Genomic DNA, 15041 nt, shown 5'->3' on the forward strand with positions numbered 1-15041 from the left:
GTCAGGGTTGGCAGGTGGGGCACCAGTAGAGGTTGCGGCCGGCCAGCCCACCCCGGCTGACCGGGCTGCCGCAGACGTGGCACGGGGCACCGTCGCGGCGGTAGACGTACACCTCGCCGCCGTGCCGGTCGACCCGCGCCGGGCGGCCCATCGCCTCGGGCAGGTGGGCGTCGCGGACGGTGTCGATCCGGCCGCGCGCCACCGCCAGGGTCATCAGCGCCACCAGGTCGGCCCAGAGCGCCGCCCAGCCGGCCGGGGTGAGCTGCCGGCCGGGCACCGTCGGCCGCAGGCCGGCCCGGAACAGGGCCTCGGTCACGAAGATCAGGCCGGTGCCCGCGACCACCGACTGGTCCAGCAGCAGCGCGGCGAGCGGGGTGGCACTGCGCCGGATCCGGGCGTACGCACGGTCGGGGTCGGCGTCGGCGCGCAGTGGGTCCGGGCCGAGCCGGCCGCGCAGCGCCGCCACCTCGGGCGGGGTGAGCAGTTCACAGGCGGTGGGTCCGCGCAGTTCGAGCCAGTGCCGGTCACTGGCCAGCCGTAACCGGATCTGCCCCACCGGCACCGGCGGCTCACCGTCCCCGTCGGTGAACCTGCCGTACAGGCCCAGGTGGACGTGCAGGGTCCGCTCGTCGGCGTGGTGGTGCAGCAGATGCTTGCCGTACGCCTCGGTGCGGTCGAGGACGGTGCCGGAGATCAGGGCGGCGCCCTCGGTGAAGCGGCCCTGCGGGCTGCTGGCGGTGACCTTGTCGCCGGCGAACAGCTCGGCGTGCCGGGCCGCCAGCCGGTGGATGGTGTGTCCCTCTGGCACGGGTGCCAAGGGTAGTCAGGCGGCCGGGCCCCACCGACGCCGGTGCCACGGCCTGCCGATCGGAGTGTGGTCGATCGACGCGCGGGGTACATACCGGTCGTTCCCGCGTGGCGGCCACCGACCCTTCCGAGGGCTCCACGCATCGACAAGGAGGTGTAGTGGTGAACGTTCCTTCGCTCCTGCGACGCCGTACGGCGCAGGACAGCAACGGTGACGGGGTGGTCGACGCGCGCGACGGGCAGCCGGTGGTGACCGACCGGGACGCCGACCGGGCGACGTACCGCAGCGGGTCGCTGGCCACCGACGACGAGCGCGACGCCGACGCGGTGCGACGCACCGCCGAGCGCGACGCCGACGCGGGCGGGGTCGGCGGCCGACCGACCGGCGAACGCACCGTGGACGCCGGGCCTGACGCCGACGCCGAGCGGCGGGCGGCGGAGCGCGGCGCGCTGGCGCGGGCGGCGACCGCCCGCAGCGCCGTCGACGGCACGCGGAGCGCCGCTGCCGCCCGGCCCTCGACCGTCGACGACGAGCCGCGCACGCCGACCGACCCGATCCGGGTCGCCGACGCCGGCCCGGTCCGCACCGCACCGCGCCCGGTGGACGCCGACCGCCCGACCGACCGGGACCAGAGGACGCCCGTCGACCCGACGACGCCCACCGCCGGCGTCGCCACCCGCCCCGCCGACCGGGACCGGGTGGCCGCCGACGAGGCCCGCCCGGAACCGCCGGTGGTGGCCGGTCCGAAGCCGAGGGCCAGCCTGCTCGCCACCCTCGGCCTGATCGTCTCGGTGGTGGGCGCGGCGTTCGTGCTCACCGGCTCCCTGGCCGGGTACGGCATCGCGCTCGGCGCGCTCGGCGCGGTCTTCTCGGTGCTGGGCCTGATGGCGACCCGGCGTCGGCACGTGGCCGGCACGACGGACGCGCTGATCGGCGTGCTGGTCGGCCTGGCCGCGGTGGTGCTGGGCGTGCTCGCCTTCACCGGGCAGTTCGACTGGCCGACCACCGACGGCGACTGGGTGGGCCGGCTCCGGGAGTGGCTTGACTCACAGTTTGTGGACCGGTTCTGAGGGCACATTTGATCCCGCCGGCGGTTCGCCGGCGACGTTGGACCAGCCGGTTCGCCGGCACCGCCCGACCAGTCTGGTGGTTCACCAGCCGGGCACCCCATCGTTCGGTGGCAGCGGTTCGCCGCCACCGATGCGCACAGGGGCCGTCACCTCCGCCGAGGTGACGGCCCCTTCGCTGTGCGCAGCCACGCAACGGATCGCCGCCGCGCTCGGACCACACGCAACGAACCACTGTCGTACGCAAGTCTCGGTGGTGGTTGTCGCACACCCGGGCCGCATACCGTTGACCCACGGCGCCAGCCCGTGGGCCACGGAGGCCGGGCGCGCCCGACCCCAGGAGCAGGACAATGACGATGGACGCCACCAGCCAGCGCTTCCTGATGTGCCGGCCGACGTACTTCGCCGTCGACTACGCCATCAACCCGTGGATGGACCCGACCGCACCGGTCGACACCGCGCTGGCGATCCGGCAGTGGGAGCAGCTGCGCCGCACCTACCTCGACCTCGGCCACACCGTCGAGCTGATCGACCCGGTCGCCGGCCTGCCGGACATGGTCTTCGCCGCCAACGGCGGCACGGTCATCGGGGACCGCGCGATGGCGGTGCAGTTCCGCGACCCGCAGCGCGCCGACGAGGCCCCCGCCTACCGGGCCTGGTTCGAGACCGCCGGCTTCGAGGTGTACGACCCGAAGCACGTCAACGAGGGCGAGGGCGACGTCCTGCTGGTCGGTGACCACCTGCTCGCCGGCACCGGGTTCCGCACCGCGCACGCCTCGCACGCCCAGTTGCAGGAGGTGTTCGGTCACCCGGTGCTCACCATGCAGCTGGTCGACCCGCGCTTCTACCACCTGGACACCGCGCTGACCGTCCTCGACGAGCGGACCGTGGCGTACCTGCCGGAGGCGTTCTCCCCCGGCAGCCGGGCGGTGCTGCGCCGGCTCTACCCGGACGCGGTCCACGCCACCATGGCCGACGCCGAGGTGCTCGGCCTCAACGCGGTCAGCGACGGCCGGCACGTGGTGCTGCCCGCGCAGGCCACCGGGCTGGCCGCCAAACTGCGCGACCGGGGTTACCAGACCATCGGTGTCGACCTGTCCGAGCTGCGCAAGGCCGGCGGCGGACCGAAGTGCTGCACGTTGCGACTCCGTCAGGGAGAGGCGAGCCAATGATCGAGGACATGTTGCGGACCCCGTCCGCCGTCCGGGACGCGGAGCGGTACACCGCGCACAACTACCACCCGCTACCGGTGGTGATCTCCTCCGCCGAGGGCGCCTGGCTCACCGACGTGGACGGCCGTCGCTACCTCGACTGCCTGGCCGGCTACTCGGCGCTGAACTTCGGCCACCGGCACCCCACCCTGGTCCGGGCCGCCCACGAGCAGCTCGACCGGCTCACCCTCACCAGCCGGGCGTTCATCCACGACCAGTTCGCCGACTTCTGCCGGGAGCTGGCGGCGCTCTGCGGCAAGGATCTGGTGCTGCCGATGAACACCGGCGCCGAGGCGGTGGAGACCGGCATCAAGGTGGCCCGCAAGTGGGGCTACCAGGTCAAGGGGGTCGCCCCGGGGCAGGCCAACATCATCGTGGCCGACGGTAACTTCCACGGCCGCACCACCACCATCGTCAGCTTCTCCACCGACTCCGACGCCCGCGCCGACTTCGGGCCGTACACGCCGGGGTTCACCGTGGTGCCCTACGGCGACCTGGCGGCGCTGGAGGCGGCGATCGACGGGAACACCGTCGCCGTGCTGTTGGAGCCGATCCAGGGCGAGCAGGGCGTGGTGCTGCCGCCGGCGGGTTACCTGCCGGGCGTACGCCGGGTCTGCACCGAGAACGACGTGCTGTTCATCGCCGACGAGATCCAGTCCGGGCTGGGCCGGACCGGGCGTACCTTCGCCTGCGAGCACGAGGACGTCGTGCCGGACCTGTACCTGCTGGGCAAGGCGCTCGGCGGCGGCATCGTGCCGGTCTCCGCCGTGGCCGCGGACGCGGACGTGCTCGGCGTGCTCCGGCCGGGCCAGCACGGCTCGACCTTCGGCGGCAACCCGCTCGCGTGCGCGGTCGCCACCGAGGTGGTCCGGCTGCTGGCCACCGGCGACTTCCAGCGCCGCTCCGCCGAGCTGGGCGAACGGCTGCGGGCCGGGCTGGAGGGGCTGCTCGGCAAGGGTCTGGTGGCGGTGCGGGTGCGCGGGCTGTGGGCCGGGGTGGACATCGACCCGGCGCTGATGACCGGACGCCAGGCGTGCGAGCGGCTGATGGCCCGTGGGGTGCTGGCCAAGGACACCCACGGCTCGACCATCCGGCTGGCCCCGCCACTGGTGATCACCCCCGACGAGATCGACCACGCGGTGGCTCAGCTCGCCGCCGTGCTGGCCGGCTGACCCCGTACCACGAGCAGGGTGCCGGGACCACGATGGTCCCGGCACCCTTGCGCCGGTGCGTCGCTCTCAGCCCGCGCGCAGCGGTCGGCCCACCTCGTGCAGATGCGCCAACCCCTGCCGGTACGACTCGATCAGCCCGGTCTCCGTGTACGAGATGCCCTGCTCGGCACAGTACGCCTTGACCAGCGGCTGGGCCCGGCGCAGGTTGCCCCGGGGCATGTTCGGGAACAGGTGGTGCTCGATCTGGTAGTTCAGACCGCCCAGCGCCAGGTCGACCAACCAGCTGCCGGACACGTTGCGCGACGTGAGCACCTGCTTACGCAGGTAGTCGAGGTCGTCCTCGCCGGTGGGCATCAGCATGCCCTTGTGGTTGGGGGCGAACGCGCACCCCATGTAGAAACCCCAGAGCCCCTGGTGTACGGCGGCGAAGAGCAGCGCCTTCACCGGCGACATCACCGCCAACAGCAGACCGACATAGCTGACGGCGTGCACCACGAGCAGCGATGCCTCTATCGCCCGGTGTCGCATCGGCACCCGCCACCTGCCGTCGGACTCCCGGCCGGTGATCGCCTGGATGCTCGCCACGTGCAGCGCCAGCCCTTCCAGCAGGAGCAGCGGGAAGAACAGCCACGCCTGCCAGCGGGCCATCCACCGGCCCAGGCCCCGGGTCGCCATCACCTGCTCGTGCGTCCAGACCAGCGCGCCCGCGCCGACGTCGGGATCCTCGTCGGCGTGGTTGGGGTTGGCGTGGTGCCGGTTGTGCTTGTCCACCCACCAGCCGTAGCTGAGCCCCACGGCGAGATTGCCGGCGATCAGGCCGGCCGCCTCGCTGGGCCCGCGTCGGCGGAACATCTGCCGGTGCCCGGCGTCGTGCCCGAGGAACGCCACCTGGGTGGTGGCCACCGCCATCGCGACCGCCAGCGGCAGCTGCCACCAGGAGTCACCGACCACCGCCACCAGCACCCAACCGGCCAGGAAGGCACCCAGGGTGCCGACGATTCGGACCGCGTACCGGCTGGGTCGTCGATCCAACAGTCCCGCTTCAGCGACCCGGCGGGACAGGCGCGCGTAGTCGCTGCCCCGCCCGGTGGTCGACGCTGCCAACGTCGATGAGCTCATGTGATGTCGCCTCCGGCGTCGTGGGCCACACGCGGTGTGCGACCCCTCCGTCACCATCCTGGCGGCATTGGTGTCACGGGGCGATCCTGCCAGACCCCGATTCCGGGGTGGTGATACCCCTACGGGACCGGGATCGACGGAACACCGCCGGGCGCAGGCACGACGGCGGACGTCGGGACCGTCGTCCTGACGCCCGCCGTGCTGGCCACGCCCGCAGCGGTGGCCGGATCAGTTGCGGGGCAGTCGCATCGCCATGGTGGGGGCCTCGGCCATCACCGAGGTCGGGGTGAACGCCGCGCCGGTGGGCAGTTCCCGGGCCCGGCCGACCTGCACCCCGGGGTAGAGCTCCACCATGTCCGCGCCGCCGAGCACCCGGGACTGGTCCGGGGCCAGCGGGACGCGCTCCGCCTCGGCCATCGAGCCGTTCGGCCGGATACCGGAGCCGTTGGTGCTCACGTCGGTGACGATCACCTCGCCGACCCGCAGCTCGAACCGGACGTGAGCCCGGCTGATCCAGCGCCGCGTCTCGTCGTTGAGCCACTGGCCGAGCATCACGCCGCCGGGCTCCTCGGGCGCCCGGCCGACCACCACCGGCTGGTCCTCGGTGAGCACGAAGCGGCGGCGGATCAGGCCACCGATCCGGACCGCCAGCACCTCGCTACGCGGGCGCGGCCCGGCGTCGGAGAGCCGGGCACCGTGCCGGGGGCAGGTCGGCACCCCCTGCCGCAGGGCCGGTGGCGGCTGGCCGGCCGGGGCGCGGTCCACCCGGGCCAGGTCGGCGAACGCCCCGCCGCCCCCACCACCGCCGAAGAGCGCGCAACCCGGCTCCGGGCACCGCCACTGCCGGGCGAGCAGCTGCCCACCGACCGGGGAGCGGTCCCCCTCGACCGGGGTGTGCCCGCCACCGACGTGCGCGACGAAGGCCGGGCCGCCGGCACCGGGCACCGGGGCGACCACCCGCCCCGGCTGCTCCACCAGCCACGGGAACCGACCACGCAAGCCGTCGAACCGGACCCGGCTGACCACCGGCAGGCCGAGCAGGTCGGCCACCTCCAGCATCCGGTCACCCGGGTGGTCGAGCACCTCGACCAGTCCGTCGTCGGCCCACCGGCGGACCACCATCCGTTCGTTGGAGGTGAGGTCGGCGTCGGAGAGCAGCGCCCGGTGCACGATCGCATAGACCGGGACGCTGTCCTCGGCCAGCTCGCGGGAGAGGGCGTCGATCACCATGCCGAGCCGCAGCAGACTGGCCGGACGGCCACCGTCGAGATCCTGGTAGCGGATCACCTCGGCCAGGTCCAGCACCGCTCGGGCCAGGGACGGGTCGGTGCAGACCCGCCCCTCGATGGCGTCCAGCACCTTGCTGATCTCGAATCTCATCGCGCGCTCCGGAGGATCTCGTCGCTCTGCCGGGCCGCCACCGCCGGCCCGACCAGCACCTGCGCGCCGGTCGGCGGTGGGCAGGCGCTGCCTTGGCACGACCCTACCGGTGGACGGCTCAGCCCATCCGGCCCACCGCCGCCCGCAGCCGGGTCACGTCACGTCGACGCCGCTCGTAGGTGGCCGCGAGCGTGATCAACGTCAGCCCGCCGACGGCCAGGTAGATCCAGCGGGGCAGCAGGTCCCAGCCCCGGACGAGTTCGTGCAGCGCGAGCAGGACGAGGCTGCCACCACCGAGCACCACCGGCGCCTGCCAGCGGCGGACCGCCCCGACCAGCACCACGCCCAGCGCGGCACCGCCCAGCAGCAGTCGCCGCCAGGGCTGCGGGTCCGGGGCCACCAGCACCGACACCAGGCTGGGCAGCAGCCCGGCGGCGAGCCCGGGACCGAGCGCCAGCCAACTGGTCAACCCGGGCCGGGTGCGCAGCGCCAGCAGGCCGGCCACCAGCGTCAGCCCGGCCGCCGGCAGGGTGTACGCCTCCAGCAGCACGACCTCGCCGCTGATCAGCAGCAGCCACGCCCCGAGCAGTTCACTGCCACCGGCCACCGCCCCGAAGGCCCACCGCCGGCCGGCCGACTGACCCGGGTACAGCACCCGCAGCGCGGCGGCGGCCCCCCAGAGCACGCAGATCACCGCCGCGTGTCGGATCGCACCGACGGTGAGCAGCAGGGCGAGCACCGCCACCGCCTGCGCGGCAGCCTCCAACGCCCGTACGGTGAGTGAGCCGCGCCGGGCCAGCAGGGGTGCGCCGAGCAACACCGCCACCGCCACCACGAGCACCGGGAAACCGGCCGTCCGGGTCGGCAGGCCGGCGGCCAGGGGTGCGGTGAGCGCGAAGCAGGTGGCCGCCGCGACCGTGGTCAGGCAGCCGAGCAGCCGTACCCCGGGCCGCCGGCCGACCGTGCCGATCACCGCCGTCACGATCACCAGCAGCGCCAGCCCGGCCAACGTGCCGGCCCGGGTGGCGAGCAGCCCGACCAGACCGAAGACGGTCCACAGCAGACCGATCGGGGTGGTGACCGGCACCAGCAGCGCCCCGCCACCCGTCCGACCCGGCATCGCCCCACCGGCGACCGGTGCGGCCCCAGCCCCGGGAGCAGCCGGACCGGAAGGCGCGGCGGGGGCCGCCGGCACGGTGTGCCCGCCCGGGGCGGTGTGCCCGGCGACGGGCGGGGCGGTCACGCGTGGATCGATCACGGCCGGCCCGGTCCCGCCGGAGCCGGCGAGGGCGGCGGTGAGCAGCGCCGCACTGCCGATGAGCAGGACCACCGCCGGCACCACCGGCCAGGGCGCGGGGCCGGCGAGCAGCAGCACGGGCAGCGCCGCCGCCCCGAACGGCAGCGCGCCCACGGCCGCCCCGGACCGCCGGCCAATGTGCCGGTGGCCGAGCAGCGCGGCGGTGAGGGCCAGGACCAGCAGCGCCACCCCGACCACCAGGGCACCGGCCGGACCGTCCCCCGTCGGCACCCCGGACCACGGCCGGACCGGCCCACCGTAGGGGGCGACCAGCGCGGCGAGGGTCACCGCAGCGGCGGCGACCAGGGCCAGGCCGGCCAGCCCGACGCCGGCCACCCGGCTGGGCGTCACCGCCGCGGTACGCCGGTCGGCCAGCACCAGCACCCCGACCGCCAATGCGGCATAGAGCGCCAACGACTCCCCACCGGGTACGACAGTCGGCGTGACCACGGCGGCGAGCGCCACGGCGAGCGCGGTGCCGGCGTACCCGTCGAGGTCGGGGCGGCGGCGACGCAGCACGAGGAGCGGGACCAGCAGCAGCGCGGCGGCGGCGAACCCGGCCCGCAACTGCCACCAGGCCGGCGACCCGGCGGCCCGCAGCGCGACCGCCGTGCCGGCCGGCGCGGTGAGCAGGGCGACCGACAGCGCGACCCCGGCGACCCGGCCCGCGACGGCGTTCGCCGGGCGGGCGGGCAGCGCCACCGCCAGCCCGACGAGCAGCACCACCCCGAGCGCCGCCAGCATCCCCACCGGGTCCGCCGCCGCCACCAGCAGCCCGTGCCCGAGCAGCACGGCGGCACCCGACGCACCGACCAGCACGGTCGAGGTGCGACGGCACCGCAGCACCGCGAGCGGCAGCAGCGCGGCCCCGACGACCAGGTCGACCGCGAGGGTGGCCGGCCACGGGGTGACCGTCACCGCCGGCAGCGCGGCGGCGGTGACCACCACCCCCAGCAGCACGGTCACCGGACGGGCCGCCCTCGGCAGCAACAGCAGGCCGGCCCCGGTGGTGAGCAGGGCGACGAACGGGAGTTGCCAGCCCCAGGCGAGATCAGGACCGGCATCGGCCCCCTGCCAGGCGGGCAGTGACCGGCCCACCGCGAGCACCGCGAGGGCTCCGGTGGCGAGCACGGCCACCTGGGCCGACCCGGCCGCGACCAGCAACGCGCCGACCCGGGGGCCGGTGCGGTGCCGCTGCGGCAGCAGCCGGACGGCACCGGCCAGGCCGGCCGTGACCAGACCGGCGGCGAGCAGCAGGAAACCGGCCCGCAGCTCGGCCACCGGCCGCAGCGCGGCAGTGGCCAGCAGCGGCACCAGCAGCCCCGCGGTGAGCTGGCGGAACACCCGGACACCCGAGACCCGGGCCGCACCGGCCAGGACCAGGCCGACGAGCAGCAGCGGCAGGCCGGCGAGCAGGGGCTGACCACCGGCCCGGCCCAGGGCCAGCGGCACCAGCGCGCAGCTCGCGGCGACCGTCGACGCGGCACCGAAGCCGAGCCAGCCGAGCACCCGGCCGGCGAGCACGGCGGTGACGCCGGCCGGACCGGCGACCGGCCCCCGCCGACCGCCGGTCCCCCGTCCGCCGGGACGGTGGTGGCGCCCGACCCCCGGCGGGCACCACCACCCTCCCCCGGACCCGCAACGGCCGGAGCCCACCCGGGTGGCACCGCTCCGGCCCGCACCGGAGCAGCGGGATTCGGCCCGGCCGGCACCGGGCGGGTCTGTTCCGGCCCGGCCGGCACCGGGCCGGTCGGGCCGGTGGCCGCCGGAGCGACCGGGGCGGGCGACCGGTGGCGCAGCACCGCCACCACCGCGAGGTCGATCAGGGCCACCCCGAGGAAGACCAGCGTCCCACCGGTGGCACCGGGCCGGGACTCCGCCGCCGCCAGCGGCAGCACCGGTTGGACGACGAGCAGCGCCGCGAACCACGGCACGGTGAGCCGGCTGAGCAGGGCGTAACCGGTCGCGACCGCCGCGCTGACCCCGGCGACCAGGGCGGCGTACCGGGTGCCCGGCCAGTCGGCGGTGCCGAGCAGGTTCACCGACCAGGCGGCGTACCCGTCGAGGACCACCAGCAGCAGGCCCACCGCGGCGAACGTCTCGGCGGTGCCGCGCAGTCCGCGCCACTTCGCCACCAGCGGCACCGCCAGGGCGAGCGCGGTGAACGCGGCCAGGATCAGCGCCCGGCCGGCCACCCCCACCGCCGACCAGGCGACCGCCGTGAAGACCACCGCCGCCGTACCGAGCAGAAGGCCACCGAGGACGAACAGCAGCCACTGGATCGTCCGGGTCGAGGTCTCCGGGCGGCCCGGCGTACCCTCCGCTGCCGATGGGGTGCCGAACCCGGCCGGCGGCACGGACCCGCCGGACGGGACGACGCCGCCGGGGCGCACCGGCGTCGCCGGGCGCGCGGACGGGACCACCGGGCGGGCGGCCGGCGCGACCGGATGAGCACCCGGCGCGACCGGGCGGACCGCGGGTGGGACCGGGCGGGCCACCGCACCGACCGGGGTCGGCGCGGGGATCTCGCGGCGGATCCGGGCCGCCAGTTCCGCCCGCTGGCGCTGCGCCGCGAGCAGTCGGGTGCCGAGCCCCTGGTACGCCTCCCGGGCCCGCTCCACCTCCCGGCCGAGCGAGACGATCTCCCGGTCCAGCCGGACCACCTGCGCGGCGGGCGGGTACGGCCCGAGCCCGCAACCGACGCACCCGCGGGTCAGCTCGGCGGGCGCACCGCAGCGGGGGCAGGGGTAACCGGTGTTCTCCACCCGGCCATCCTGCCGGTGGGCGGCAACCCCTGGCCAGAGTGCCCGTACCTAGGTACGGGTGGTCTCGTGCACCCAGATCGCGTACGCCGGGTCGCCGCTGTCCACCAGGGTGACCAGGATCTCCGGTATCTCGTAGGGATGGTTGGCCCGGATCTGGCCGACCAGCGCCGTCGCCCGGTCCGGCGCGGTCTTGAACTGCACCGACCACTCGGTGCTGGTCTCCACCCCGGCCCGCCACCAGTAGGTGCTGTCGACCTGGCCGCCGACCTGGGCGCAGGCCGCCAGCCGTCCGGCCACCGCGGCGGCCGCCATCAGGTCCGCGACGGACCGCGAGTCCACCACCGTCGTCACCACGCAGATCTGGTCCACCTGCGCACCCTACGTGGGAATGGCGTCGCAGCGGTCGACCGTCACGCTACGTTCACTCAGCGGCTACGCCGTCGCGGTTGGCGGCGATCCACCGGTCGATCCGGTCCCACCAGTCGAAGAGCCAGTCGATGCGCTCCTGGCGGCCGGTCGGGACGTCCTCCGGGGGCACCGACCAGAACCGCATCACGATCCGTTTGTCCATCGGCAGTTCCCGCCAGACGTCGGCGACGGTGAGCATCCGGTCCAGGCCGGTGTGCGCCACGAAGATCACTCCGGCCTCGGGGGCGGCCTCCAGGGCGGCGAGCACCCCGCCGGGCTGCGGGGCGAGCACGTGCTGCATCCGCTCGGCGCGCAGCGCCATCCGCTCCAGCCCGAGCGAGCGAAGCCGGTCGATGGCCCGCAGGCGTCGGCCGGGGGTGAAGTTGCCACCCTCCGGGAAGATCACGAAGGCGTCGTCGTCGTCCAGGCCGGTGGCGAGGTGGCCGATCTGCCGGACCGCCGAGTCCCGGCCGTCACCGGCGGCGACGAAGCGGTTGGGCAGGCGGTTGAGCAGGACGTCGATCGCCGGGTCCCACTGGAGCGCCTCCTTGAGCACGATCCGGGGCTCCCGCTGGAACCAGTTGACCAGGGAGTGGATCAGGATGAACGAGTCACCCGGGCCGGCGTGCCGACAGAGCACCAGCTCCGGCCGGCCGGGCAGCGCGGTGTCCGGGTCGGTGCCGACCACGTCGATGCTCAGCCGCAGCGTCCACCGGGCCTGCCAGAACAGTGCCCGGAGGAACCAGCCGGCGAGCACGTAGTGCGCCCGTTGGAAGGCCGGCGACCGCTTCCACCGGCCGAACCCCGAGGCCAGCCAGAGCACGAAGAGGGCGATCAGCGCGGCGGCGTCCCACAGCAGATAGACGCAGCCGATCCAGAGCAGCCGCAACGGGCGCAGCCGGCCCGGCACGAACGGCGACACGGCCAGCGCGAGCAGCGCCCAGGCCGGCACGGTGGTCAGCACCGTGACCGCGAGCAGGATCACCCCGGGCGCGAACAGCAGCCGGCGCACCCACCGTGGGGGTAACGGCATCAGCGGTCCAGGGTCGCCAGGTAGTGCCGGGAGGCGGTGTAGGCGCGGCTGATCCGCCGCCCCACCGCCGCCATGTCCCGGTAGGCCCAGGGGCTGTCGTCGCGCGGCTCCGACCCACCCGTCGGCAACACGTGCACCCGTACCCCCTCGGGCAGGGCGGCCATCTCCCGGGCGAACCGGTGCCGGCGGGCGATCTCGAACGCGACCTGGGCGATCTCCCAGGGCCGTCGGGGCGGCGTCAACTCCCGCTCGATCCGCCCCACCTGGAGGACGAAGATCTGCGTCGCGCCGACCGCGACCGCCTCGCCGATCGGGATCGAGTTGACGATCCCGCCGTCGATGTAGTGCTGACCGTCGATCTGCGCCGGTGGCAGCAGCCCCGGCACGGAGGCGGAGGCGAGCACCGCCGGCACCAGCGGTCCGGTGTGGAACCAGTGTTCGGCGGCCCGCTCGATGTTGGCCGCGCAGCAGCGGAACGGGACCTTCAGGTCGGCGAAGGTGGTCTGCGCCCCCAACTCCCCCTCCAGCAGCTTGCGCAGCGGCCGGGGCGAGTGCAGGTGGGTGCGGGCGGCGAACCGGCGCAGTTGCCGGGCGACCGAGTCGCCGTACACCTCGCTCGCCTCCGGTGAGGCCCACAGGCGTACCAGCCGGTCGGTGACCGCCTCGGACGGGTCGGCGGCGACCAGTGCGCCGTTGACCGCGCCGATCGAGGTGCCGAGCACGACGTCGGGGCGGATCCGGGCCCGGAACAGGGCACGCAGCATGCCCACCTCGACCGCGCCGAGCACTCCCCCGCCGCCGAGCACGAACGCCACCGGACCGCCACTCATGTCGTTCATCCTGGCACGCCGCCGCCCGTGCCTGCGGCGCAGCCGCTGGTCACCGGCGGCGACCCGCACCGGTGGCGGCGGGCGAAACCACCACTGCGGAGGGTGAGTGGGCAACTGGACAACCGTTGACAGGGGGGACACATTCCCGCAACCTGACACCACCCCGAACCCCAGGCAGGTGCGAACACTGATGGCAGCCCTGAACGCCGGTAGGTTGCTGGCCCGCAGGTACCGGCTACTCGACAGGATCGGGGCCGGCGGGATGTCGGTGATCTGGCGGGCCCGCGACGAGGTGCTGGACCGGGTCGTCGCAATCAAGGTGCTCGCGCCGTCACTGGCGGCCGACGCCCGCTTCCGGGACATGGTCCGCGAGGAGGCCCGTTCCGCCGCCCAGCTGGTCCACCCGCACGTGACCGCGGTGCACGACTACGGCGAGGCGCTCGCCCCGGACGGCGAGATCACCTCATTCGTGGTGATGGAGCTGCTCACCGGCGAGGAGCTGGAACACCGGCTGTCCGAGGGACCGCTGCCCTGGCCGGAGGCGGTCGAGGTGGGCGCCCAGGTGGCCGAGGCGCTGGCGGCGGCGCACCGGCTCGGCATCGTGCACCGCGACATCACCCCGGCGAACGTGATGATGACCCGGACCGGCGCGAAGGTGCTCGACTTCGGCATCGCCACCCAGATCGGCACCCCCGACGACGACGAGGACGGGGGCACCTTCGGCACCCCGGCGTACGTGGCCCCGGAACGGCTGGACGGGGCGCCGGCCCAGCCGTCGACCGACGTCTACTCCCTGGGCGTGCTGCTCTTCGAGACGTTGACCGGCCAGCCGCCGTACCCGGCGGAGACCTGGGAACAGCTCGCCGACGCGATCGTCGACGAGACACCGCCGTCGCTGGACGGCGTACCGGGGCTGCCCCCGGTGGTGGTGGACGTCTGCCTGCGCTGCCTGGCCCGGGACCCGCACGAGCGGCCGACCGCGCACCAGGTCGCCACCGCGCTGCGGGACCAGTTGCTGCCGGGTGATCCGCAGGCGGCCACCATGCTCGCCCCGACGGTCACCCTGCCCGCGCTCGCCACAGCGGGAGCCGACGCCACCGGCACGGGTGCCCGGACCACCGCCACCGGCCGGGTCACGGCGGACGCCGGGACCGGCCCGGCGACCGGCGTCGGCACGGCGTCCGGCACCGCAGCGGTCCCCGGCGGCGCGGCCGGCGACGGCACCGGCGCCGGCCGGGTCGGTGCCGTCGGCACCGCGGGAGGCGCGAAGACGGGCGACGGCACGGCAGGCGGCAGACCGGCAACGGACCGGCCCGCAGCGAACGGCGGCGCCGGAAGTGACGGCGCAGGCGGCGGACCCGACGAGCCGCAGCTGCCGCCGTCGCGCCGGCCGCTGGTGGCGGTGGGCGCCCTGGTGGTGTTCACCGTCGCGGCGGTCCTCCTGCTCGCGCCACTTCTGGAGCCGGGGACCCACACCCCGCCGAGCGCCCGGCAGACCGAGGCCCCGGCGACCGAGCCGTCGCCGCCGCGCACCCAGCCGCCGGCGGACCCCACCTCGGCACCGGCCCCCAGGAGGGCCACCACGACGCCCACACCGCCCCGCCCACAGCCCACCCCCACCTCCCCGGGCGGTGGGCAGGGCGGTGGCGGGCTGACCGAGGCGGCCGACCGGATGCGCCAGCTGATCGACGACGGGGTCCGCACCGGCGAGGTCCGCGAGGACGTCGGCCTGGACCTGCGCAACGTGCTCGCCAACCTGACCCGGGCCGCCGCCGAGGGCCGGTCCGACGTGCCCGCGCAGGCCGCCGCGCTCCGCGACAAAGTCACCCGCCGGATCGACGAGGGCGGGATCACCACGGCGTACGGCCGACAGCTCGACACCGCCGCCCGGGAACTGGCCGCGGCCACCACCTGACGGCCTGAGCCGGCACGGACCGCCGCCCGCCGCGCA

General features: G+C 75.3%; 13 protein-coding genes. 6 read left to right on the forward strand and 7 right to left on the reverse strand.

Going from position 1 to position 15041, the window contains the following annotated elements; translation table 11 throughout:
- Position 1: 1 nt before the first annotated feature.
- The gene (locus ACQP1S_RS26270) at positions 2–808 is read right to left on the reverse strand and encodes an Fpg/Nei family DNA glycosylase (RefSeq protein WP_432900254.1); all 807 of its coding nucleotides are present in this window, start codon (positions 806–808) and stop codon (positions 2–4) included.
- 161 nt (positions 809–969) lie between these two features.
- On the opposite strand from ACQP1S_RS26270, the gene ACQP1S_RS26275 reads away from it, so the two are divergent.
- From ACQP1S_RS26275 to rocD, 3 genes are all read left to right on the forward strand, one after another.
- Complete coding sequence (locus tag ACQP1S_RS26275) at positions 970–1878, forward strand: thrombospondin (protein WP_432900256.1); 909 nt, start codon at positions 970–972, stop codon at positions 1876–1878.
- A 353-nt stretch (positions 1879–2231) separates the two neighbouring features.
- A complete protein-coding gene (gene ddaH, locus ACQP1S_RS26280; protein WP_432908340.1) occupies positions 2232–3047 on the forward strand; it encodes a dimethylargininase in 816 nt (271 codons plus the stop codon).
- Entirely contained in the window at positions 3044–4258 is a 1215-nt protein-coding gene (gene rocD, locus ACQP1S_RS26285; RefSeq protein WP_091241109.1) for an ornithine--oxo-acid transaminase, read from the forward strand. The genes ddaH and rocD overlap by 4 nt, the downstream gene beginning before the upstream one ends.
- A 66-nt stretch (positions 4259–4324) precedes the next feature.
- Here the strand turns inward: rocD and ACQP1S_RS26290 are convergent, their stop codons facing one another.
- From ACQP1S_RS26290 to ACQP1S_RS26300, 3 genes are all read right to left on the reverse strand, one after another.
- A complete protein-coding gene (locus ACQP1S_RS26290; RefSeq protein ID WP_432900258.1) occupies positions 4325–5377 on the reverse strand; it encodes a fatty acid desaturase family protein in 1053 nt (350 codons plus the stop codon).
- Positions 5378–5605: 228 nt separating this feature from the next.
- Positions 5606–6757: an FHA domain-containing protein gene (locus ACQP1S_RS26295; protein ID WP_432900260.1), complete on the reverse strand. Its 1152-nt coding sequence runs from the start codon at positions 6755–6757 to the stop codon at positions 5606–5608.
- 118 nt (positions 6758–6875) lie between these two features.
- A complete protein-coding gene (locus tag ACQP1S_RS26300) occupies positions 6876–9578 on the reverse strand; it encodes an SCO7613 C-terminal domain-containing membrane protein (RefSeq protein ID WP_432900262.1) in 2703 nt (900 codons plus the stop codon).
- A gap of 234 nt (positions 9579–9812) precedes the next feature.
- On the opposite strand from ACQP1S_RS26300, the gene ACQP1S_RS26305 reads away from it, so the two are divergent.
- Together ACQP1S_RS26305 and ACQP1S_RS26310 are read left to right on the forward strand one after the other, a co-directional pair.
- Positions 9813–10013 (forward strand): hypothetical protein, encoded by a 201-nt coding sequence (locus ACQP1S_RS26305; protein ID WP_432900264.1) that lies wholly within the window; start codon positions 9813–9815, stop codon positions 10011–10013.
- Positions 10014–10061: 48 nt separating this feature from the next.
- Positions 10062–10505 carry a hypothetical protein gene (locus ACQP1S_RS26310; RefSeq protein ID WP_432900266.1) on the forward strand — a complete coding sequence of 148 codons (444 nt, stop codon included), beginning with the start codon at positions 10062–10064 and terminating at the stop codon, positions 10503–10505.
- Between the two features lie 362 nt (positions 10506–10867).
- Here ACQP1S_RS26310 and cutA read toward each other — a convergent pair whose 3' ends face one another.
- Genes cutA through ACQP1S_RS26325 form a run of 3 tightly spaced genes read right to left on the reverse strand, consistent with a single transcriptional unit; the run spans position 10868 to position 13090 of the window.
- Positions 10868–11188 (reverse strand): divalent-cation tolerance protein CutA, encoded by a 321-nt coding sequence (cutA, locus tag ACQP1S_RS26315; protein ID WP_091241121.1) that lies wholly within the window; start codon positions 11186–11188, stop codon positions 10868–10870.
- A 52-nt stretch (positions 11189–11240) separates the two neighbouring features.
- Complete coding sequence (locus ACQP1S_RS26320; RefSeq protein WP_432900268.1) at positions 11241–12260, reverse strand: 1-acyl-sn-glycerol-3-phosphate acyltransferase; 1020 nt, start codon at positions 12258–12260, stop codon at positions 11241–11243.
- On the reverse strand, positions 12260–13090 hold the full coding sequence (locus ACQP1S_RS26325) for a patatin-like phospholipase family protein (protein ID WP_091241126.1): 831 nt from the start codon (positions 13088–13090) through the stop codon (positions 12260–12262). The genes ACQP1S_RS26320 and ACQP1S_RS26325 overlap by 1 nt, the downstream gene beginning before the upstream one ends.
- A gap of 190 nt (positions 13091–13280) precedes the next feature.
- On the opposite strand from ACQP1S_RS26325, the gene ACQP1S_RS26330 reads away from it, so the two are divergent.
- A complete protein-coding gene (locus ACQP1S_RS26330) occupies positions 13281–15005 on the forward strand; it encodes a serine/threonine-protein kinase (protein ID WP_432900270.1) in 1725 nt (574 codons plus the stop codon).
- The last annotated feature ends 36 nt before the right edge of the window (positions 15006–15041 follow it).

The sequence above is a fragment of the Micromonospora matsumotoense genome (assembly GCF_050951065.1).
Lineage (GTDB): Bacteria > Actinomycetota > Actinomycetes > Mycobacteriales > Micromonosporaceae > Micromonospora > Micromonospora matsumotoensis.

Bases quoted from the DNA above. Each gene is read 5' to 3' on its own strand.
- ddaH (WP_432908340.1), top strand. From the start codon at position 2,232: ATGGACGCCACCAGCCAGCGCTTCCTGATGTGCCGGCCGACGTACTTC.
- rocD (WP_091241109.1), top strand. From the start codon at position 3,044: ATGATCGAGGACATGTTGCGGACCCCGTCCGCCGTCCGGGACGCGGAG.
- ACQP1S_RS26290 (WP_432900258.1), bottom strand. From the start codon at position 5,377: ATGAGCTCATCGACGTTGGCAGCGTCGACCACCGGGCGGGGCAGCGAC.
- ACQP1S_RS26295 (WP_432900260.1), bottom strand. From the start codon at position 6,757: ATGAGATTCGAGATCAGCAAGGTGCTGGACGCCATCGAGGGGCGGGTC.
- ACQP1S_RS26320 (WP_432900268.1), bottom strand. From the start codon at position 12,260: ATGCCGTTACCCCCACGGTGGGTGCGCCGGCTGCTGTTCGCGCCCGGG.
- ACQP1S_RS26325 (WP_091241126.1), bottom strand. From the start codon at position 13,090: ATGAGTGGCGGTCCGGTGGCGTTCGTGCTCGGCGGCGGGGGAGTGCTC.
- ACQP1S_RS26330 (WP_432900270.1), top strand. From the start codon at position 13,281: ATGGCAGCCCTGAACGCCGGTAGGTTGCTGGCCCGCAGGTACCGGCTA.